The organism is Actinoallomurus oryzae (genome assembly GCF_039541955.1).
In the GTDB taxonomy this organism is placed as follows: Bacteria; Actinomycetota; Actinomycetes; order Streptosporangiales; family Streptosporangiaceae; genus Actinoallomurus; species Actinoallomurus oryzae.
The window spans coordinates 184693-205282 of sequence record NZ_BAABHF010000009.1; the positions used below are offsets into that span (position 1 = coordinate 184693).

The 20590-nt window shown below is 68.6% G+C and carries 22 protein-coding genes; 10 read left to right on the plus strand and 12 right to left on the minus strand.

Annotated elements, in window-relative coordinates; all coding sequences use genetic code 11:
- Entirely contained in the window at nt 1-2418 is a 2418-nt protein-coding gene (locus ABEA10_RS02575; protein WP_345456788.1) for a HelD family protein, read from the plus strand.
- 43 nt (nt 2419-2461) lie between these two features.
- Nucleotides 2462-2884 carry a DNA-binding protein gene (locus ABEA10_RS02580; RefSeq protein ID WP_345456791.1) on the plus strand — a complete coding sequence of 141 codons (423 nt, stop codon included), beginning with the start codon at nt 2462-2464 and terminating at the stop codon, nt 2882-2884.
- Between the two features lie 30 nt (nt 2885-2914).
- Here the strand turns inward: ABEA10_RS02580 and ABEA10_RS02585 are convergent, their stop codons facing one another.
- A complete protein-coding gene (locus ABEA10_RS02585) occupies nt 2915-3679 on the minus strand; it encodes an SDR family NAD(P)-dependent oxidoreductase (protein ID WP_345456794.1) in 765 nt (254 codons plus the stop codon).
- Between the two features lie 475 nt (nt 3680-4154).
- On the opposite strand from ABEA10_RS02585, the gene ABEA10_RS02590 reads away from it, so the two are divergent.
- Nucleotides 4155-5063 (plus strand): RNA polymerase sigma-70 factor, encoded by a 909-nt coding sequence (locus tag ABEA10_RS02590; RefSeq protein ID WP_345456797.1) that lies wholly within the window; start codon nt 4155-4157, stop codon nt 5061-5063.
- A gap of 122 nt (nt 5064-5185) precedes the next feature.
- On the opposite strand, the gene ABEA10_RS02595 is transcribed toward ABEA10_RS02590, so the two are convergent.
- Nucleotides 5186-5962 carry a methyltransferase domain-containing protein gene (locus ABEA10_RS02595; RefSeq protein ID WP_345456800.1) on the minus strand — a complete coding sequence of 259 codons (777 nt, stop codon included), beginning with the start codon at nt 5960-5962 and terminating at the stop codon, nt 5186-5188.
- Between the two features lie 69 nt (nt 5963-6031).
- On the opposite strand from ABEA10_RS02595, the gene ABEA10_RS02600 reads away from it, so the two are divergent.
- A complete protein-coding gene (locus ABEA10_RS02600) occupies nt 6032-6544 on the plus strand; it encodes a hypothetical protein (protein WP_345456803.1) in 513 nt (170 codons plus the stop codon).
- 71 nt (nt 6545-6615) lie between these two features.
- On the opposite strand, the gene ABEA10_RS02605 is transcribed toward ABEA10_RS02600, so the two are convergent.
- Nucleotides 6616-7251, minus strand: coding sequence for a class I SAM-dependent methyltransferase (locus ABEA10_RS02605; protein ID WP_345458048.1), 636 nt, complete (start codon nt 7249-7251; stop codon nt 6616-6618).
- Nucleotides 7252-7396: 145 nt separating this feature from the next.
- Here ABEA10_RS02605 and ABEA10_RS02610 point away from each other — a divergent pair, with 145 nt between their 5' ends.
- The 3 genes from ABEA10_RS02610 to ABEA10_RS02620 are packed head-to-tail and all read left to right on the plus strand — an operon-like array spanning nt 7397 to nt 9319.
- Nucleotides 7397-8026 (plus strand): class I SAM-dependent methyltransferase, encoded by a 630-nt coding sequence (locus ABEA10_RS02610; RefSeq protein WP_345456805.1) that lies wholly within the window; start codon nt 7397-7399, stop codon nt 8024-8026.
- A 26-nt stretch (nt 8027-8052) separates the two neighbouring features.
- Nucleotides 8053-8748: an HAD family hydrolase gene (locus ABEA10_RS02615; RefSeq protein WP_345456808.1), complete on the plus strand. Its 696-nt coding sequence runs from the start codon at nt 8053-8055 to the stop codon at nt 8746-8748.
- Between the two features lie 19 nt (nt 8749-8767).
- On the plus strand, nt 8768-9319 hold the full coding sequence (locus ABEA10_RS02620) for a P-loop nucleotide/nucleoside kinase family protein (protein WP_345456811.1): 552 nt from the start codon (nt 8768-8770) through the stop codon (nt 9317-9319).
- Between the two features lie 56 nt (nt 9320-9375).
- Here ABEA10_RS02620 and ABEA10_RS02625 read toward each other — a convergent pair whose 3' ends face one another.
- Entirely contained in the window at nt 9376-9942 is a 567-nt protein-coding gene (locus ABEA10_RS02625; protein WP_345456814.1) for a GNAT family N-acetyltransferase, read from the minus strand.
- A gap of 82 nt (nt 9943-10024) precedes the next feature.
- Entirely contained in the window at nt 10025-10579 is a 555-nt protein-coding gene (locus ABEA10_RS02630) for a dihydrofolate reductase family protein (protein WP_345456817.1), read from the minus strand.
- 285 nt (nt 10580-10864) lie between these two features.
- On the opposite strand from ABEA10_RS02630, the gene ABEA10_RS02635 reads away from it, so the two are divergent.
- Complete coding sequence (locus tag ABEA10_RS02635; protein ID WP_345456820.1) at nt 10865-11665, plus strand: alpha/beta fold hydrolase; 801 nt, start codon at nt 10865-10867, stop codon at nt 11663-11665.
- 524 nt (nt 11666-12189) lie between these two features.
- On the opposite strand, the gene ABEA10_RS02640 is transcribed toward ABEA10_RS02635, so the two are convergent.
- Nucleotides 12190-12627 carry a hypothetical protein gene (locus ABEA10_RS02640; RefSeq protein WP_345456823.1) on the minus strand — a complete coding sequence of 146 codons (438 nt, stop codon included), beginning with the start codon at nt 12625-12627 and terminating at the stop codon, nt 12190-12192.
- A 384-nt stretch (nt 12628-13011) separates the two neighbouring features.
- Nucleotides 13012-13932 carry a serine protein kinase RIO gene (locus ABEA10_RS02645; RefSeq protein ID WP_345456826.1) on the minus strand — a complete coding sequence of 307 codons (921 nt, stop codon included), beginning with the start codon at nt 13930-13932 and terminating at the stop codon, nt 13012-13014.
- A 683-nt stretch (nt 13933-14615) separates the two neighbouring features.
- Between ABEA10_RS02645 and ABEA10_RS02650 the strand changes: the two genes are divergently transcribed.
- Complete coding sequence (locus ABEA10_RS02650) at nt 14616-15443, plus strand: SAM-dependent methyltransferase (protein ID WP_345456829.1); 828 nt, start codon at nt 14616-14618, stop codon at nt 15441-15443.
- 434 nt (nt 15444-15877) lie between these two features.
- Here ABEA10_RS02650 and ABEA10_RS02655 read toward each other — a convergent pair whose 3' ends face one another.
- Both ABEA10_RS02655 and ABEA10_RS02660 read right to left on the minus strand, forming a co-directional pair.
- Nucleotides 15878-16222, minus strand: coding sequence for a hypothetical protein (locus ABEA10_RS02655; RefSeq protein WP_345456832.1), 345 nt, complete (start codon nt 16220-16222; stop codon nt 15878-15880).
- A gap of 303 nt (nt 16223-16525) precedes the next feature.
- Nucleotides 16526-16861 carry a hypothetical protein gene (locus ABEA10_RS02660; RefSeq protein ID WP_345456835.1) on the minus strand — a complete coding sequence of 112 codons (336 nt, stop codon included), beginning with the start codon at nt 16859-16861 and terminating at the stop codon, nt 16526-16528.
- 680 nt (nt 16862-17541) lie between these two features.
- On the opposite strand from ABEA10_RS02660, the gene ABEA10_RS02665 reads away from it, so the two are divergent.
- Complete coding sequence (locus ABEA10_RS02665; protein WP_345456838.1) at nt 17542-17781, plus strand: DUF2283 domain-containing protein; 240 nt, start codon at nt 17542-17544, stop codon at nt 17779-17781.
- 308 nt (nt 17782-18089) lie between these two features.
- Here ABEA10_RS02665 and ABEA10_RS02670 read toward each other — a convergent pair whose 3' ends face one another.
- The 3 genes from ABEA10_RS02670 to ABEA10_RS02680 all read right to left on the minus strand — a co-directional run bounded on the left by ABEA10_RS02670 (nt 18090) and on the right by ABEA10_RS02680 (nt 20420).
- Nucleotides 18090-18758, minus strand: a complete 669-nt coding sequence (locus ABEA10_RS02670; protein WP_345456841.1) for an SMI1/KNR4 family protein — start codon at nt 18756-18758, stop codon at nt 18090-18092.
- 338 nt (nt 18759-19096) lie between these two features.
- Complete coding sequence (locus tag ABEA10_RS02675; protein ID WP_345456844.1) at nt 19097-19873, minus strand: phosphotransferase enzyme family protein; 777 nt, start codon at nt 19871-19873, stop codon at nt 19097-19099.
- 283 nt (nt 19874-20156) lie between these two features.
- A complete protein-coding gene (locus ABEA10_RS02680) occupies nt 20157-20420 on the minus strand; it encodes a hypothetical protein (protein ID WP_345456847.1) in 264 nt (87 codons plus the stop codon).
- Between the last annotated feature and the right edge of the window lie 170 nt (nt 20421-20590).

The following is a 20590-nucleotide window of genomic DNA, read 5'->3' on the forward strand; positions in this document are numbered from 1 at the left end:
TTGTCCACTCGCGAGATCGAGCGCGAACAGGATTACGTCGCGATGCTTTATCGGCGCGTCGACGAGCTGCGAGAACGGATGACGGAGCGGCTGGCCGGCGTGCTGCGGGAGACCGGCGGCACCAGGCAGGCGCTGGTCGAACGGGAATCCGCGGTCGCGCGGTACGCCGAGCGGGTGGCGAAGTTCGACGCGGCCGAGAAGGGACTGTGTTTCGGCCGGCTCGATCGGCGCGACGAGCGGTTCTACATCGGGCGGATCGGAGTCCTCGACGACCAGGGCGAGCCGCTGCTGATCGACTGGCGCGCCCCGGCCGCGCGCCCGTTCTACGTGGCCACGGCCGCCGCGCCGGACGGTGTACGGCGCCGGCGCCACATCACCACGCGGAACCGCCGGGTGGTGGGCCTGGACGACGAGGTCCTGGACGGCGACGCCGACGGCGAGCAGGGACTGATCGGGGAGGCCGCGCTGCTGGCGGCGGTCAACGCCGGGCGTACCGGCCGGATGCGGGACATCGTGGAGACTCTGCAGGCCGAGCAGGATGAGATCATCCGATCCGGCCCACACGGAGTGCTGGTCGTGCAGGGCGGGCCGGGCACCGGGAAGACGGCCGTCGCGCTGCACCGCGCCGCGTACCTCCTCTACACCCACCGGCGCCTGGCGGAGCGCGGCGTGCTCGTCGTGGGGCCGAACGCCACCTTCCTGCGGTACATCGGCCAGGTGCTGCCCGGCCTCGGCGAGACCAGCGTGCTGCTGTCGACGGTCGGCGGGCTGTTCCCCGGGGTCACGGCCGACCGCGCCGAACCACCCGCGACCGCCGAGATCAAGGGCAGGGCGATCATGGCCGACGTGGTGGCCGCGGCCGTACGGGATCGGCAGGCCCCGCCCCGCGGCCCCGTCGAGATCCCGTACGGCGACGAGACGCTGCGGATCGAGGAGGAGGACTACCGGCGCGCCGCGCGGGCGGCGCTGAACGGTCCGGTGCCTCACAACCAGGCCCGGCGGATCTTCGTACGGCGGATGCTCGACCTGCTCACCCGGCAGGTCGCCGAGCGCCTTGAGGCCCTCACGCTCGACGACGACGGTCGTCCGCTCGACGGGGGCGACGGGCACGACGCGCTCAGCCGGGCGGACGTACGGGCCCTGCTCGCGGCCGGGTACCCCCAGGAGCTCCTCGACGCCGATCCCGTCGCCGAGGACGACGGACGGCCGCTCCTGGACGAGGACGACCTGGCGCAGCTGCGCGGCGAACTCGCCTCCGCCCCGGGCGTACGGGCCGCGCTCGACGAGCTGTGGCCCGGCCTGACGCCGCAGCGGCTGCTGTCCGATCTGTTCGCCGACCCGGCGCGGCTCGCCTCGGCCGCGCCCGGTCTCAGCGACGCGGAGCGCGGGCTGCTGCGGCGCGCGCCGGGCGGCGGCTGGACCCCCGCGGACGTTCCGCTGCTGGACGAGGCGGCCGAGTGGCTCGGCGCGGACGACCGGGAGGCACGGGCGCAGGCGGCTTCCCGGGCGCGGGCGGCGGCCGAGCGCCGCGAGCAGATCGCATACGCGCAGGGCGTGCTGGACATCACGGTCGGCTCGCGGTCCAGCGATCTGGAGGAGGGCGAGGATCCGGAGATCCTCACCGCCGCCGACCTGCTGGGCGCCGAAGAACTGGCCGAGCGGCAGGAGACGGTGACCCACCGCACCATCGCCGAGCGGGCCGCCGCCGACCGTACCTGGGCGTTCGGGCATGTGATCGTGGACGAGGCGCAGGAGCTGTCCGCGATGGCCTGGCGGCTGCTCATGCGGCGCTGCCCGAGCCGCTCGATGACGATCGTGGGTGACGTGGCGCAGACCGGCGACGCGGCCGGCACCTCCTCGTGGGAACGGGTCCTGCGCCCCCACGCGGGCGACCGGTGGCGCCTCGCCCGGCTGACCGTCAACTACCGGACCCCGGCCGAGATCATGGCCGCCGCCGCGGACGTGCTCGCCGCCCTCGACCCCGCCCTGGAGCCGCCCCGGTCCGTACGGGAGACGGGCGTGCCGCCCTGGCGGCTCGCCACCACCCCCGGCGGCCTTCCGCGGACCCTGGCCGAGCACGCCGCGCGGGAGGCGGCGCGCCTGGAGGAGGGCCGCCTGGCCGTGATCGTCCCGGAGAGCCGGCTGGCGGAACTGTCCGCTGCCGTCGCCGCCGAGGTCCCCGGCGCTGCGTACGGCGCCGACCCCGACCTGGAACGCCCGGTCGTCGTGCTGAGCGTCCGGCAGGCGAAGGGGCTGGAGTTCGACTCGGTCCTGATCGCCGACCCCGCGGCGATCCTGACCGACTCGCCGCGCGGCCGGAACGACCTGTACGTGGCCCTCACCCGGGCGACCCAGCGCCTCGGCGTCCTGCACCCGGGGCCGCCCCCGGCCGAGCTCGCCGGAATCCCGGGCAGGTGAACAACTCGTTGACAACGGGCCGTTTACTTCCTAGCGTGAGCGCATGACCGATGATCCGTTCGTGGCTCCCGATCCGGCCGACGCCCGCGCCGAGCGCAGGTACCTGGCGCTGACGAGGATCACCGCGCGGCACGCGCGCGGTGACCTCAGACAGCGCTGGGAGCAGTCCCAGATGCCCATGGGCCCGCTGGACGCCTTGCGCCAGGTCGTCGACGTCGCGGGAGGTGGGCTGGCGCTTCGGGAGGGCGAGCCCGGCGCGGACGTCGACGACATCGCCGCGGCCCTGACCCTGGTCCACTCGGCGCGAGCAGAGGTGGACGACCTGGAGATCGGGCTACTGGAGATGGCGCGGGGACGAGGCATGACCTGGCAGCAGATCGCCTTCTCCATGGGGTTGGGCTCGGCCCAGGCGGCCCGCCAGCGGCACCAGCGCCTGGCCGCCCGTACGGACGCCGAGCCGGACTGATCGGCTCACCCCTTGGCGGCAAGCGACGCCTCAGGTGAGGTCCAGGCCCCCGTCGATGGTGAGGATCTGACCGGTGAGCCAGGTCGTGGCCGGGTCGGCCAGACGTACGATCCACGCGGCGACCTCACCGGGTTCGCCGCGGCGGCCGAGCGGGATACGGCGGGCCTCGTCCTGTTTGACCTCTTCGACGGTCGTCTCGGACAGGCCGGCGGCGGCCAGGGCCTCGCTCTCGGTCGGCCCGGGAGCCAGGGCGTTGACGCGGACACCGTCGGCGGCCAACTCCAGCGCCCAGCTGCGGGTGAGCTGCTCCAGGGCGGCCTTTGACGCGGCGTAGTGGGCGGCTCCGGGGAGGGGCCGGTGGCCGTACGTGCTGGAGACGTTGACGATCGACCCCTTGGTCCGGCGCAGGTGGGGCAGGGCGGCGCGGGCGAACATGCTCGGCGCGGTGACGTTGAGGTCGAACAGGCCGGCGACACCGTCGGCCGTGGTCTCGGCCAGCGGCATCAGCTTGGTGGCGCCGGCGCTGTTGACCAGCACGTCCAGGCGTCCCCAGCGACCGGTGGCGGTGTCGATCACCTCGGCGGGCGCGTCCGGGGCGCACACATCGGCCGGGTGCACGACGATGCCGGGGTGTCCGGCGGCGGTTTCGGCCAAGGCGCCCTTGCGGCGCCCGACCCCGAGTACGAGGGCGCCGGCGCGGGCGAAGGCACGGGCGGTGGCACGGCCGATGCCCGATCCGGCGCCGGTGACGATGACGACCTTGCCGCTGAAGTCTTCATGAAACTGGACAGTCACGCACTTGCCTTTGTTCGTTGCTCGTCGAGTCCTGCCCCGGGGCGGAGGGATTCCCCCCGGTCACCAGGTAAGACAGGGCAGTTCCAGGAGCTGTGACAGCCCATCGGCCGGACGGGCCGGCTCCCAAGCCGGTCGTACCTGTCACAGATGAGCTCATCGTCTGGTCATTACTGGCAGATCGGGCCGTCGATCGGCTCGGACGTCCAGAAGCCAGGCGTGCGTCCTGCGGTGCACGCCACCCCCGGCAGGTCACGGCGGAAGCGCCGACCTGCCAGGCGCGCACGCCCCACCGTCCCTCCGTGCGCGCCATCCCTGGCGGGCCGCGGTGCCTACCTCCCGGCCTCCCGCCGCGGCCCGCCAGGTGCCCGCACCCGTGGTGCGCTGCCGTGGCCTGTCTCCGTTCCGCCCGACCGCCCTCGGTAGGCTGGAGGACAAGCGACGAGCGGTAAACGGACGGTAGTCGGGCGGGCGGTGCATGCGCACAGAACAGCCAGGAAACGGCGGCGGTCTTGACGAAGCGGCCTCGACGTTCTTGGAGGTGCGCCCGCGCCTCTTCGGCATCGCCTACCGCATGCTCGGCAGCGTGGCGGAGGCCGAGGACATCCTCCAGGAGGTCTGGCTGCGCTGGCAGAAGACCGACCGTAGCGCGGTGATCGACCCGTCGGCGTTCCTGGCGCGCACGACCACCCGCCTGGCCATCAACGTGGCGCAGTCCGCCAGAGTACGCCGCGAGACCTATGTCGGCCCCTGGCTGCCCGAACCCATCGACACGAGCGCCGACCCCGCGGTCGGAGCCGAACGCGGAGAGGCGGTCGAACTCGCCGTCCTGCTCCTGCTGGAGAAGCTGAACCCCACCGAGCGCGCGGCCTACGTCCTCCGTGAGGCCTTCGACTACCCGTACGGCGAGATCGCCGACATCCTGCAGGTCAGCGCCGTCAACACCCGTCAGATCGTCAGCCGTGCCCGCAAGCGCCTGTCCGCCGAGCGACGCGAGCCCGTCGACTCGGCCGAGCACCGGCGGCTCCTGGAGGTGTTCCTCGCCGCGGCCCGGGCGGGCGACGTCGCCGCCCTCGAGGAGCTGTTCGCCGCGGACGTCGTCAGCTACACCGACGGCAACGGCATGAGAGGGGCCGCGAAGTTCCCGGTCGTCGGCCACACCCGCGTGGCGAAGTTCATCGTCGCCTTCGGGCCGCGCTTCTGGCCCGGCGCGCACCTGGAATGGGTGGAGGCCAACGGAAACCCCGGCATCCTGGTCTCCCGCGACGGCACCGACGTCGCTCTGCTGAGCATCGAGGCTCTGTCCGAGGGCATCCGTACGCTCATGTGGGTGTTGAACCCGGCGAAACTGGAGGCCTTCGCGCGCTCGCGCTCCCCCCGGGAGTGACCGCCGTACGGCCGCTCGGATCACCCTCGGCGGCCCGCTCCGGTTCGCTGAAACCGTCAGTGCCACCGCCTAGTGTCCCGGTCATGTTCCTCCGACCGCGTCGGTGCCGGCGTGAGGCGGAGCTACGACTCGGCGACGATGATGTAGAAGGTCACGGCCGCGAGGAACGGCCCGCGGGCGAGGTGGTCGAGCCAGCGTCGTGCCTCCTCGGCTGTGAGGTAGTCGGCGGCCACGGCCCGCTGGGTGGTGCGCTCCAGGCCGAGCACCTTGTCGGCGGCCTGGACGTCCCGGAACACCGGGGTCACCGGGATGACCGTGGGCACGAAGAACCCGGCCTCGGTCGCCAGCCGGGCGAGCTGCCGGCCGATCCTCGCGTTCCGGATCACCTTGTCGGTGACGTGGCGGGTGTAGGCGCTCGAAAGCCGGCTGTCGGGGTGATCGATGGCCAGGGTGTCCCAGTCGGGTTCGCCCATGACCAGCCGCCCGCCCGGCCGCAGCACCCGGTGTATCTGGATCAGCGCCTGGAGGGGATCGTCCACGTGTTGCAACACCCGGTCGGTACGGGCCCGGTCGACGGTGCCGGCCGCCAGCGGCAGGTCATGGACGTCGCCGAGCCGGACGTCGACGGCGGCAAAGTCGGCGGTACGCTCCCGCGCGGCGTCGACCATCCTCTCGTCGCGGTCGACGCCGATCACCGCTCCGGCCGGGGTGACCCTCTCGGCGAGAGATTCGAGGTCGGTGCCCGGACCGCAGCCGACGTCCAGCACCGTCTGCCCGGCGCGGACGTCGAGTTCCTCGAGCATGCGCCGTTTGTAGGAGCGGCCCAGATCGGTCCTGGCGAGCCGGTCGAGGTAGGAGACGTTGTCCGGCTTGGTGGTTTCGAATGCCGATGAGGTCACAGACCTCAGTGAACCAGCCACGCGCCCGCTCAGGGCCGTGGTCGTGAGACGTTGACAGGAGCGGATGGCGTGGGCGTGTTGTTCGATTATTTCCGGGCACCCGACGGTGAGACGGCACTTCGGCTGCTCGACGAGGGTGACGGCGTACCGAGAGGCCCGGCGACCATCGGTGCGGGCGTGGATGCCCTGGACGCGAAGGGCATCGATCCGTACGTCATCCTCGGCAAACTGGTCGGGCTGATCCTCGGCGTGCCGTGGAGCGTCGGCCTGGTCGAGACCGTCGGCGTGTGGCCTCCGGAGGAGACCAGGCCCAGATCTCAGGAAGAGTGGGAACGGCTGCCCGAGGACTCTCCGTGGAAGGACGGCCCTTCGCTGGACGAACTCCCCGATCGGATCCGCGACGCGCTCGCCGAGGTCGACGACGGCGCGCTGCCCTCGATCGCCGGCGAATGGTCCCGGATCGAGGAGTTCGGTGATCACCCGGACCCGACATCGGCCCTGCGATTCGTTGAAAGCCTGGTCGCTCTGGCCCGTCGTGCTCGCCAGGCGGGTGACCGGCTGTACTGCTGGATGTGCCTGTGAGCAAGGCCGGCCTTCGGGGAGCGCCGAGGGCCGGCCGGAGTCACCCTTCCTGAACGCGTCGTTCGCCAGGTCTACCGTCTGCGCATGAGCAAGTGGCCTCGGCGGAACCTCTCGTCCTCGCCGGGCTCGCGCAGCATCCGGCCGACCTCCACGAAATCCGCCTCGCGCGCCAGCGCGGCGAGGTCGTCGATCGGCCACCGGTAGGCCGGCGTCACCTTGTGATCGAACATCGTCACCGGCTCGCCCTCGGACTCGAAGAAGCCGAGCAGGAGATGACCGCCTGGAGCCAGCACCCGGCGGAACTCGGCGAAGTACGACGGCACCTCCGCCGGAGGGGTGTGGATGATCGAGTACCAGGACAGAATGCCGCTCAGCTCGCCGTCGGCCTGGCCGAGGGCGTCCATCGAGCCGACCTCGAAGCGCAGCTCGGGGTAGGCGGCGCGGGCGTAGTCGATCATCTTCGGCGACAGGTCGACGCCGAAGGCGTCCAGGCCCAGGTCCCGCAGGTGCGCCGTCGTCTGGCCGGGCCCACAGCCGAGTTCGGCGACGGACCCACCGCCGTCGGCCTGCACGAACGCAGCGAACGCGGCGAGAATTGAGCGGTCCAGCGGCAGGTCGTTCAGCGCCTCTCGGACGAACTCGGCGTAGCGCACCACGTTGGCGTCGTAGGCCTCTGCGGTCGCACTCAGGTAGGCAGATGATTCGATCACGGCGGACGACTCTATGCCCTCTATGCCCGGACTCGGGCCCGGACACGGTGGAGCCGCTCGGCCGGATGGCGATACGACGCCGCCGCCTCCCGGGCGTCGTACCCTCCGAATCAGACGGCGGCCCGAGCATCGGGAGGACGCGATGAAACACCGGCACCCCATGTTCGCTCGCTACTACGCCCGCGCCAGCCTCGCGCTGGAACGCGGCGTCGCAGCGCACCGCGCGGCGCTCCTGAACGGGCTGTCCGGCAGGGTGATCGAAGTGGGCGCCGGCAACGGCCTCAACTTCCGCCACTACCCCGACGCGGTCACCGAGGTCGTCGCCGTCGAACCCGAGCCGCACCTGCGTTCCATCGCCGAGACCTCGGCCGGCCAGGGCACCGTCCCGGTCACGATCGTCGACGGCCTGGCCGACCATCTCCCCGCCGCCGACGGCTCATGCGACGCCGCGATCGCCTGCCTCGTCCTGTGCACCGTCCCCGACCAGGACATCGCGCTCGCCGAGATCCGCCGCGTCCTCAGGCCCGGGGGCGAGCTGCGGTTCTTCGAGCACGTCCGCGCGGCAACATCCACACGGCGCGTCCTGCAGAGGACCCTCGACGCCACCATCTGGCCCTGGTTCGGCGGCGGCTGCCACTGCGGCCGCGACACCCGTACGGCGATCGAACGCGCCGGGTTCGTCATCGGCCGCATCGAGCGGCTCACCACCGCCGACACCCGGATACCGTTCCCCAGCACACCGCAGATCCTCGGCACCGCCATCCGGCCCTGACGGTGTGCCGGGCTGAAGGAAGTCCAGTGACGAGCACACTCGTCCTGTGGGACATCGATCGGACGCTGCTCGACTCTGGTGGAGTCGGCGGCGAGGTCTTCCGCGATGCGTTCGCCAAGGTCACCGGCCGTACGATCGACAGAATGGCCGACGCCGCCGGCCGAACCGAGCCGGTCATCTTCCGGGAGACTCTCGCCTTGTACGACCTCGACGATCCGGGCGACCTCTTTCCCCGATTCGTTCAGGCTCAGGCCGAGGGATACCGCGACCGGGTGCAGGAGATGCGCCGTCGCGGCCGCACGCTCCCCGGTGCGCGAGAAGCACTCGAATCACTCGCGGGCCTCGATGGAGTCGTCCAAACGGTTCTCACCGGGAACCCTCGTTCCTCGGCCGAAACGAAGCTGGAGGCCTTCCAGCTCGCCGGTCGTCTGGACCTGGAGAGCGGGGCGTACGGAACAGACGACCCCGTCCGCTCCAACCTGGTCGCGATCGCCCAGCGGCGAGCCGGCAGACGTCATGGCCGGCGGTTCGGCAGGGCGACGACCATCGTGATCGGCGACACGACGCGTGACGTCGAGGCGGCACTGACGGGTGGCGCCCGCATCATCGCGGTCGCGTCCGGGAGGGCGACCGCCCAGGAGTTGCGCGATGCCGGAGCGCCCATCGTGCTCACGAGCCTCGAAGACACGGCGACGTTGACGCGCGGCATCATCGCGTCGTGATCCCGGCTATAACGGTGAGGTGCCCCGTCTTCCCACTCTTGTCGTCGTCAGCGGCCCTCCCGGGGCGGGCAAGACCACTCTCGCCCACGCGATCGCGCGGGCCGTAGGGTGCCCGGCGATCTGCCGGGACGAGATCAAGGAAGGCATGGTGCATGCCACCCCTGGGTTCGTGGCGGGTCCGGGCGACGAGCTGAGCAGGCGCACCCTGCCGACGTTCTTCGGGGTGTTGAATCTGCTGTTGAGCGCCGGTGTGACGGTGGTGGCGGAAGCGGCGTTCCAGGACCGATTGTGGCGGCCGGGGCTCGAACCGCTCAGCGGCCTCGCACGCATCCGCATCGTGCACTGCCTGGTCGACGCGGACGTCGCACTGTCGCGTCGGCTACGGCGCTGGGAGGAGGACCCGCTGCGCCGGGCACACGAGAACACCCGCCCCGAGGACCCGGCGGTACGGGCGAAGCGTCACGACGCGTTCGATCGAGTCTCGGTGGACGCCCCCTGGATCGAGGTCGACACGACGGACGGCTATTCCCCCGGCCTCGACAAGATCGTGGCATTCGTCAACGGCGTCTGAGATCAGGCACCGGCCGGGCGGCCGCCCGTACGACCTACGCCGCGCCGCCTGGTCGGTTATCGGGTGCCATTGCGCCAGCGCTCAGCCGTCATTCGCCACAGGACGTGGGGCCGCAGCGGGTGATCTTCATCCAGCAACGGGTGGTCGAAGTTGTCCGCGGGGTCGTTGGTCATGCCGATGCGCTTCATCACCATCTGGGAGCGCAGGTTGGTGTGGCTCGTGAATGAGACGACCTCGGCGAGTTCGACGTCGTCGAAGGCGAAGGTGAGCGCCCGGCGGGCAGCCTCGGTGGCATAGCCGTGGCCCCAACTGGACCGGCTCAGCCGCCAGCCGACCTCCACCGCCGGGGTGAAGTGCGCGTTGAACCCCGGCACCGACAGGCCGGTGAACCCGATGAACTGCCCGGTCTCGGCGACCTCCAGAGCCCAGAGCCCGAACCCGTACTCGTCGAAACGGGTCTCGATCCGGTCGATCAACGCGTCGCTCTCATGCCGCGTGAGCGTGGCCGGAAAGTGTTCCATGACCTCGGGATCGGCGTTCATGGCGGCGAAGGGCTCCCGATCGCCGTCTCGCCAACGCCGGAGCACCAGTCGTTCGGTCTTCAATGTCAATGTTTCAGCCACCCGAGTGACCGTACAAGATGGCCCTGGCTTCAGCGCCGAGAATTTCTGACGCCCCGCCCGCACGGGGTCCGCTTCTGGCCGGTCAGGACCGTACGTAGCGCCGGAACATGATTCCCGAGGCGAAGGAACGGTGCTCGACCAGGCGCAGCCGCAGTTTCTTCCCCACGGGCAGGTACGGCTTGCCGCCCCCGACGATCACGGGGAACGCGTACACCCAGAACTCGTCGATCAGGTCCAGCAGGGAGGTGGCCAGCTCGGGGCCGCCGAGCTGGAGGACGCCGTCGATCTCCCGCTTGAGCCGCGTCACCACGGACACGGCGTCCTCGCGACGGACGATCGTGACCCCTTCGGGGACGGTCTGAAGGGTGTCGGAGAAGGCGTACCGCGGCGTCTCCTTGTAGAGCTGGGCGAACTCCCGCTCGACGGCCGGGGCGCCTTCCTTGCCGAGGTCCTGCGTCCAGGGCTTTTCCATCGCCTCATACAGCCGCCGCCCGAACAGGAACGCCGAAGTCCGGCGAACATGGTCGTTCGCCGCCTGCTGAAAGTCCTCGCCCGGGTCCATGAAGTCCATGCCGCCGTCGGGATCCTCGATGTAGCCGTCGATCGAGGTATTCATCCAGTAGATGACCTTGCCCATGAAGCTCCTCCTTGGTCGTGGTGGTCGTCCAGAGTGCAGACCGGTTGGAGCGCCAGAACTCGTCGCTGGCAGGGCGATCGAACGGCGCCTTTCTGTAGGGAGCGGAGCCGATGCGGGCCGAAGGTGAGGGTGGAGCGCAGCATCCGGGCACCGGCTGGGTCATATATACACGTCCTGCCGTCGTGTGCTGACGGCCAGCGGACCGTCAGCCGCTGGTGCGTCCATGGTCAGCGGGCGCGGACAGAGTGCTGGTCATCGAGACAGACACCTGACGGAGGTTCGATCATGAACGGCACCAGCGTCACCGCGACCCGCTGCGAGCTCCACATCGACGGCCGCCGGCTGTCCTACCTGGACTTCGGTGGACAGGGCCGGCCGCTGCTGGCCCTGCACGGCCACCTGTACGAGGGCCGGACCTGGGCACAGCTGGCCGAGGCACTGGCGCCGCAGTGGCGGGTCATCGCACCCGACCAGCGCGGGCACGGCGACTCCGACCGGGCCGCCTCGTACACCCGCGACGACTACGTCGCCGACGCGATCGCCCTCCTGGACCACCTCGGCATCGGGCAGGCCGTGACGCTCGGCCACTCCGGCGGCGGCATCACCGCCTTCCAGATCGCCGCCCGGCACCCCGAGCGCGTGTCGGCCATCGTGAACGTCGAGGGCCCGGTCTGCGATCTCGACGACGGCCCGAGCGCACTGTCGTTCGTCCAGTCGATGCCCTACACCGCCTCGGACCGACAGGCGCTCCTGGACGCCATCGGCCCGCTGGCCCCGATGCTCGGCGACAAGCTACGCCCCACCGCCGACGGCGGCTGGCGTCTGCCGTTCCACCCGCAAGACACCATCACCTCGGAGGAGGGAACGCACGGCGACCACTGGGCCGACTGGACCTCCACCGAGTGCCCCGCCCTGTTCGTGCTGGCCCGCAACAGCCAGGTCATCACGCCGGAGGAAGGCCGACAGATCGTCGCCCGCCGCGCCAACACCCGACTCGCCGAACTTGACGGCGACCACTTCGCCCACACCACCGACCCGGACGGCTTCGCCGCCGCCGTCAAGAACTTCCTGGACACCCTCACCTGACCGCCCGCGGGGATCGGCAGGCCCTTGCCGATCCCCGCGACGGTGCCCAGGGATGTGGTCTGGACCCACCTCGAAGTCAGAAGAAAAGCGAGTGTTAAAGGTGACCAAACCCGCTGAGCAGGCTGCCAGCCCGGCCATGCCGAACAAGAAACCATCACATAATCGCAAGGTAGATCGGTCGGGCGGCAGAGACCAGCGGTACCCAGGCAGACACCAGGATCGATGCGCGCTCTATGCCGAGCAATCGGAAGGATTCAGTCCTCGGGGGTACGGTCCCTGATCGCGGCCTCGATCCGCAGACCCACCCCGGCGATGACGAAGATGATCGAGGCGATCTCGATTTGCCCCTCACGGGAGAGCATGTCCAACAACAGCAAAACCGCGGATACCGACAGGAGGAGGTTGCCTACGGCTCGCACCGTCGCGACGGGGGACGCGCCTCGGCTCTTTGACACCATCCGGCAAGTACACCACGACGAGCAAAGAGATAACGCGTCCAGACGAGGACGACATCTCCCGATCGGCTAGTTGGCGTAGCGGCGCTCGCAGGCGGTGTGGACGGCGGTCGCGTCGTCAAGGCAGACCCAGACGTATGTGGCGCCGCCGACAACGTCCGCGGGAAGTGTGGTCGGAACCTCGACGATCGAGTCGCAGTGAGTACTGCTACTCCTGGGGCCGAGCTCTCCGCCGGCAGCATCGTAAGCGCTGAGCCATGCTCTTCTGCAGCCGACGGCCCGCATGTTCCCGTCGAATCCGACCGACCGGCCGTAAAAGGTTAGGGTGCCCCCGATCCAGCTACCGGAGCCATCCTTGACCACGACCGTTTTGGACGGGTAGGCGGCGGCAGCGGCCGGTGCCGCCGAAGCGGCCGGAACCGCAGCGGCGGCCGGTGCGGTCAGCGCCGCGGGCACGGCCAGGCCCGCCAAAGCGGCGAGGGTGAGAACAGATCGGCCCAACGTCACGTGAGGCTCCTTCGGTGGCGAATGCGCGAGATGACGCCATAAGATTGCCCGCCGCGCTTGCACTTGTCCAGGCCGCAAAGTGCCTTTCTTGCCGCTGAATGCACAACGTCCCGACGGCCGGGGCGCGGCCAGAGCCCCGCGCCGAGGAACGCATCGTCCGTCAACGACGACCAGCCATGCTGACCCAATGACCTATTTGGCGTGATACGTCCTGCGCGACACGTATACTCGCCGCTGGATCACAGTGGCGGACGCGCCAGTTTTCCCACACGAATTGACCCAGGTCATTACCTGGGCGGGGATACAGCATCGCTGTTCTCCTCCGCGTTCACGCCAAATGCATCTCAGGCCAAGATGGCGCATCGCTGACGCCACCCAGGTCGGCTAGAACACCATCGAGAGCAGATCGGCGAACAGTTCCTGCTCATCGACCTCCAGGCCGCGGTTGGTGAACCAGGTGGCCATGTTGTGGCAGTCGCGCATCAGGAAGTCCATACCCTTGGGGTTGCCGACGATGTCGACCACCTGCGGGAGATCGATCATCACGATCCGCTCCCCCTGGGCGAGGACGTTGTACGGCGACAGGTCGCCGTGCGCCAGCCCGGCGCGGGCCAGCTCACGCATCCCGCCGCGGAGCTGCTCGAAGTACTCACAGAGCAGTTCCTTCGACGGCCGGACCTGGGCGAGCCGTGGCGCGGCACCGCCCTCGCCGTCGTCGATGAACTCCATCAGCAGCTCGGTCCCGTCCACCTGCACGGGGTACGGCACCGGAACGCCGGCCTTCCAGAGCCGGTTGAGGGCATCCCATTCGGCGTACGCCCACTGGCCGGCCGCGACACTGCGCCCGTGCGCGGTCTTCTTCGCCATCGCCCGGCTGTCCCGGCTGTTGCGGGTACGGCGGCCTTCGGCGTACGCCGTACTGCGGTGGAAAGACCGGTGTTCCTCGGTGCGGTACCGCTTCGCGGCCAGCAGCGAGGACTTCGCCGGGTTGTCGCCGATGGCTTCGACGGCCCGTTCGAGCAGGAAGACGTCCGCTTCCTTACCGGTTTTGAGGACGCCGAGCTCGGTATCGATCGCGGCCTGTTCCGTCACAACCCACGAGGGGCGCGGCTCCGGGCCGCGACAGCCACGCTCGACGTCCAGCCAGGTGGACCACCGCTGATCCGGGCCCAGCTCCTCATCGATCGAGTGGAACTGGAAGACGTACGCGTCGGCCGGATCTGGTTGGGACTCGTCGCTGGTGAAATCGGCCCAGCGGTTGTCGAGGTCGGAATAGGTGTCAGAACGTTCGTACTCGGAAGACAACGGAAGTGCTCCTGAACGGTGAGGTGGGACTGACGCGGACATGCCGCAGCACAGTGATGGCCATCCGTCAGCCCTCCTTAGGTCCAGGCAGCGCTCGCCGCCGCTCGGTCATCCCAGGGTGCCCGCCGTACCAGGAACCTCGCAACGTATTTACCGCAGCAGGGACCGCGCGGTCGGCCGGAACCGCAGCTCCCGGGCCGGTTACGCCGACCACTTTCAGACTTCGGCGTCGCTTCTGGAAATGGATCTCCTATGGAGAGAGTGTGTGCAATCCAGGAGTTGAGAGCCCTGACTCCTTGGTGCCACTCTGTTTTTGGCCGGCCGCCGCGTTAATCGAGGAGCGACACGGGTCACGGCCACTGCTCCGTCCGTACGCCTCCTGGTTCTGTTCGCTTGTGCCCGAGAGTTGCATCCGGCTGATCAGAGAGCCCTCAGATGACGCAGACCTCCCCCACGAAAACCGGCGGCCACGTCCACAGCCTGTGGACGATCGACCCACCCGCCGAGCTGAACCGGCTGGGCGAGGAAGCGGCTCTGCCCGGTCTCGTGGATGGCTTGGTGGAAGAGCTTCGGCCGGCTCGACCAGCACGATCACCGTGCCGTCCGCCTCGGTATCGAGCAGAGGAGGGCGAGGAAGGTTGCCACACGTGAGTCAGGGAGCATCAGCAATGCGAGGGATCAAGGTGCCAGAGCCGGCCGACGTCGGTCTCTTCTACGACCGGTTCGCGCAGCTGGCGGTGACGGCCGGCCCCGAGGCCAATGCCAACATGCATTTCGGGTACTGGGACTCGCCGGACGACGACGCCACATTGCGTCAGGCGGCCGTGCAAATGACAGAGATGATGATCAGCAAGGCGCGGGTCAGCGCGGGAGAGCACCTGCTGGACGTGGGCTGCGGCCTCGGCGGCCCCGGCGTACGTCTGGCCCAGGCCACCGGGGCTCGCGTCACCGGCGTGACGGTCAGCCAGGAGCAGGTGAAGCTGGCCAATCAGCTGGCCGCGGAATCGGGCCTCGCCGAGCGCGTGCGCTTCGAGTGCGCGGACGCCATGCAACTGCCCTATGAGGCGGACTCCTTCGACGCCGCGTGGGCGCTGGAATCCATCATCCACGTGCCGGACCGCGCCCGGGTCCTGAGCGAGATGGCGCGTGTCGTCCGGCCGGGCGGTCGGGTGCTGCTGACCGACATCTTCGAACGGGCTCCCATTCCGGAGCACAAGAGGGAACCCGTGGAGGCCTACTACCGCGAGACCCTGCTCGGCCCCACCGTCACGATCGACGACTACCCAGGGCTGATCCGGAACGCGGGCCTGATGGTCGACGAGATCATCGATATCAGCGGGAACGTGATGAAGAGGAGCATGCAGGAGGCGGCGCGACATAAGGAGCTGGTCTCGGCGGAGATCGAGGCGCTGCACAAGGACGACCCGGCCTTTCAGCTGGATCTTGGCGCCCTCAGCGAGGTTTGGGAGCTCGGCTACCTCCTCGTGGTGGCGCACCGTCCCGAGGAGTGAGGGACGCGCCTGTCTGAGCGGGCGGAACTGGCCGACCGCGCCACCGTCAAGCTGTGTTCGCGGCTCGACAACATCGCCGTCGTCACCGACGGGAAGGCCTCCGTTGACACACTCGGGTCCCGGATCGCCACGCCGGCGCGGGCAGCGTCTACGTCGTGGGTGGCAAACGGCGACGGCCTGCTGGCAACCTCGCCATTGCGGTGTCGGCCTTGGTCGTGCCGCCTCCCTAGCACTGCACGAGGGCGATCACGGCCACCCCTGAGGCAGTCTCCGGGATGGCCGCACCACCAGGCCGAGCTGGGAGAGTGGTTGAGGTGGAAGCCAGGTCATCCTGGTGAGTGCTTAGTGCCCGTCAGCCGGGCATAGATCCTGAAGACGACCAGGCGGATGCTGCCGGGGACCGACCCGCTATCGGCCGAACAGCGCGGGTTGGATCATCGGAGCGTCTCGCCGGTTTGAGGATCGTGGGTCACCAAACTGTGCTCGTGAGCCAAAGCCGCGATGTCACGTAGGACACTCGGTTCGGTGCTGTAGGACAAGGTCAGCGTCACGAAGTAGGCGGCGAGATCATCGCGGCCCCATGGCTCGCGCCAACCCAGATCGGGCGCCCAAGGAGCGATCCGATCCGCGAGGTCTGGCCAACGGCCTAGCAGCCCCGACCTGAAGCGCTCGACCTCTGGACTTGGGTCCACTCCATCGACATCCTCGTCGGCCAGCCGATCGCAGATTTCGTCAGGTTCGCCTGCCGCAGATCTCCAGAAGTACAGGTCGTAGGACACCGACCCATCGTCTCAGGAGACGCGATTGCAGGGTCGACGCTGGACGGCTTGGCCAGCAGGAGCCCAAGATCCGGAAAAACGCGGAATCACAGGCGCTAGCGAGGGAGCCAGGCGTAGCTTCGCCGCGGACCAGCATGGGGAGAGCGTAGGAACCATGTCAGAGGAGCCCTGGATGGCTGAACCATTGTTCTACGAGTGGTCACACCCAGCACGGCAAGCGACGACGCTAGGCACCCGCGCGGTTGACGGGCTCTCCAGCCACCGTCGACTCATTCCGCGTATGTTCCGGATCTTGGTCTTTACTCAGTTCGCCGGGTCGGGCCGGTCGCCAAGGTCACGGCCGTCGAGGACCTCCACGTGGGTAATCGCTGTCGCTACCCCTGAATCGTCGTCCACGTCGAGGCGAAGCATGGCGATCGGTTCATCGTCAACTTCCACATAGGTAATGGCAGGGCATGGAGTACCGGGCGGTGCGGTCATGAGACAGGGCGACCCGTGGTCGGAGCAGGGGCCGTAGAACAGCAGATCCTTGAAGGTCTCCACAAAGGAGTCCGGCCCTTCAACGCTCAGCGCCTGGGCGATGTCGGACACCAGGTCGGGGAAGACATCCGCCAAGCGAGGATGCCGGTCCGCAATCACGACCCACACGGTACGCGCCGCCCAGGCCGCTCCGCTCGGCCAGGGCTTCGCATTGATACCGCTGACTAGGGAAAATATCGAAATACTGATCCGAGGCGACGGATCTGACACGCCGATGTATTGGCGGGAATGCCAGCGCCGTCTCGATGGGATGTTCAAGGATCGGTCGGCCCGCGGCCCGATCGTCCATGCCACTAGTGACATGCACGCTGGGGTAGGCGATCAGACGGCGCGGATATGGCAGGACGGTGCCCTGGTGTTCGCGCAAGAGGGGCGGCCTGGCAGTGGTCCGATCTCGATGGCATTGCAGCGCTTGGGCGTCACGGGTGCTCGCATCGGTTAGGACGAGTTTGACGTCGTGGGACTCGGTCGGCATCGGGGCACCGAACGGTGGCTTTAGGAATCCCCCGAGCGACCTCGTTGTCAACGCATGAGTACACACACCCTGGTGGGCACGCATCCGGCTCCGGATGCTGGCAGCGAGCTCCGCGGCAATTGTGGTCCTGACCTGCGATGTTGAGGACTGCAGTGAACCTGCTACGTGGGTGTCGTTCCGCGAATATTCCGCTGCTCGGGCGTGCTCAGCCGATCCGTCACACCGGGTGCGGCAGCGCGGGTCTCGGACGGCTTCGGCGCTGTGCCAATCTGATGAGATGTATAGGGAAGCGCGCATTCCGCTGGTGATTACCTACGACAGCGATGCCGATGCGGCGTACATCTACCTTGAACATCCCGTCACGTCCGGTGCCTCGGAACGGATCGTGCCGTTCGACCCCCGCGAGGGCATGTTCAATCTCGACGTTGATCGCGACGCTCACGTTCTTGGCCTGGAAATCCTCGGCGCCCAACGGCACCTACCGTCGGCGTTGATGGAGGCGATACACAGTCAGGGGCAAGCCGAAACCGAACACACGCGGTAAGAACCAACCTGGGACTCCCGCCCTGACCTGGGCTTAGCGTGTGGATAGCGCGACGGGAGTCGAACCCGCACTACCAGCTTGGGAGGTCGCTTCCGCCCACCGTGGCCACCTGCGGTTTCCCTGGCCCGCCCGTTCTCCGCGATCTGCTCGTGAGTGACCGTACGCGACCGTGATCGTCCGCCCTGACGGGCACGCAACGGGCACGCAACGGGCACGCGAGACCGTGATCAGGATCGCGCACGTCGCTGCCACCCCGAAGTCCGCCGGCCGGGCAGCGTGTGGGCCTGTCGGCCCCTTAGCCGTGTTGATCAGCCGCCCTCAACGGAGCGGCGATGAACGGGTTCTGAACCCCACACGTCGTATCCGTCTGCCCACTGCCCCAGCCACTCGGCCAAGCTGGGCCAGGTCTGTTCCACAGCAACCGTTGGCGGGTCCTGCTCGGGCCAATCCCAGCCATCCCCATCGAACAGATAGACGGGATTCCCGGGCTGCGTCAGCGACACGTACCACCACACGCTGCACCCGCCTTGGACCAGCGGGAAACCCAACGGGTCGTTGAACTCCGGACGCGCCACGTACTCCTCAACGGCGATGATGTCGCGTTCATCATGCTGCCCGCTGCGTACGATCCCCAAGATCCCGTACGTCGGCCCGAAGCCTCCGTTGGCCACCTCGGTGTAGAGGCGTCGGAGCAAGTCGGGCAGTCGGCGACCCATTCGCCGCTCTGCTGCGAGTAGTTCTGGAACGGTCACGGGCGGATAGGGCGGCTCGTGGGGAGTGTCCTTGAAATACTCGACCGCTTCAGGCGCCCCGGCTTCTAGCTCTACGTTGTGCCCCCGCCAGACGAAAAGCGCGTGTTCTGCCCCGTCGCCGTACCGCTGTCTGATCCACTCACATGGCACGTACACCTTGTCCTCTCGCCTGGCCGGGTCATAGGCACGTCGACGGAGTTTTGCAATGAGATCGCTGTCGGACACGCACCGAATCCTCGCAGCGATTCGCGCAAGCGACAGGCCCCCGGCCGGCCATCCCGTCTGCCTTCGTCCCACCCTGCGGGGAGCGGCTTGTCCTGGGACGGAGGCAGACGGGATGACCAGGCTTCCACCTCAACCACCCACCCGGCTCGGCCGAGGGCGCCGCCATCCCGGAGTTGCTGATCCGGCAAGGCGGATCGATGACGCACTCGGCGAGTGGATCACATACCCCCGTCAGGGCCCCGGTTGACACCGCGGCAAGCGCCGCGACTCGCAAACGCATGACGTTGATCAACGTCATGCAGTGCGGGATAGAGATCAACGTGCGCGATCGTGCAGCGTTAGGCGTGCTCTGTCGATTCGCTGCTGCTCAAGACCGCTCGAACCTCGGCGAGTCGCTTGACCGCGAACCGGTCGGTCCCGCTGGGGTCCCAGCAGACGGCGGCTTCCCATGCGGCCCGCGCTTGCGCGGCGATGTCGTACGCGTCGTCGTCGAGATCGGCGGCGTTGTGCGGCAGTGCCAGGTCGAGGTCGGGGACGTCGACGTGCGACTCGTCCCAGTCGATCATCGCGACGCGATCCGCGGTCATGCGGATGTTGCCCGGGTTGGGGTCACCGTGGACGACGGACGTCGTGCGACCGGCGAGTCGCGCCCACGCTGCTCGGCATCGAACGACACCCTCAGGCGGCATCGCGCCTAGGTCGACCTTCGTCCCGGTCTCGGCGTGCAGAAGGTCGGTCGACGATCGCCAGCCCGGGCGTTGGGGCCAGCCGTGCGTGAACCGATGCAGCTGGCGGAGTGTGTCGGCGACGCGACGCCAGTCGGCTTCGGTCTCGGGCGATCTGCCCTCCACGTAGGTCATCACCACCAGGCCGTCGGCGAAGTGCCGGCCGTCCGTGGTCGGGATCGGCACCGGCACCGACATCCCTTCACGGTCGAGGTGCCGCAACAGGTCGGTCTCCCACGCGAGATCAGCGTCGCTGCGTTGGCCGAGACGACCGACCGCGAGGTGCCCGTTGACGCGCACGCTCCACACCTCGTTGACGCCAACTCCGCCAGTGAGCGGCTCGATGCGAACGACGTCGTCACCCCACTGCTCGAGTGCCTCCCATCCCACCGGCCACATCTTCGCAGAGAGTCAGGAAAGCGCTCGACGAAATTACGACGGCTTCATCACCCCTACGATGGCGGCGCCGACCTCATCACCTCCAAACGGGATGGTTTCAAACAGCGACACAGCGGCTGGCGGTCGAGCCACCCGTTGGGCGGCGACGTGTGGGCCCAGACCCGCGCCCTGGCGCTCACGCCCGGACAGGTCGCCTCACCACTGGCGAGACGTCTGTACGACCTGCGCCACGCAGGGGTGGCGGGAGTCATGACCAGGGCCACCGGCGATTCGTTCACTCGGCACGGTCAGTCGCATGCGCGCGCAGCGTGGCTCCCCTTGCGACGCCCAGCCCGAGCAGAACAATGATGAGGAGCAGCACAGGCGGCCCGAAGATGATCGCGCCGAGCGCTCCGCTGTCATCCGTGGAAACGTCATCACTGGCAGGACGCCCCATATCCATCTGGGCGGGCGACGATAATCCAAGTCGTCCACCGAACTGGGCTTGGGCCAAGGCGGTAGATCTGTCCCCCGCCGCACTTAGGGTTGGACGCTTCATCCCGTAATCCGAATTGCACCATGAACGGAACTCTCGAAATTCGCCGCCGAATGACGGTTATCGGGTTACGGGTTTGAAATGAAGGTGTTCGCCATCGAGCCTGGGCGTGGCCGGTCCACCGACGCTGCCGCACGGCTGCGACCCCGGTCCGAAGACCGGGGTCACAGCCC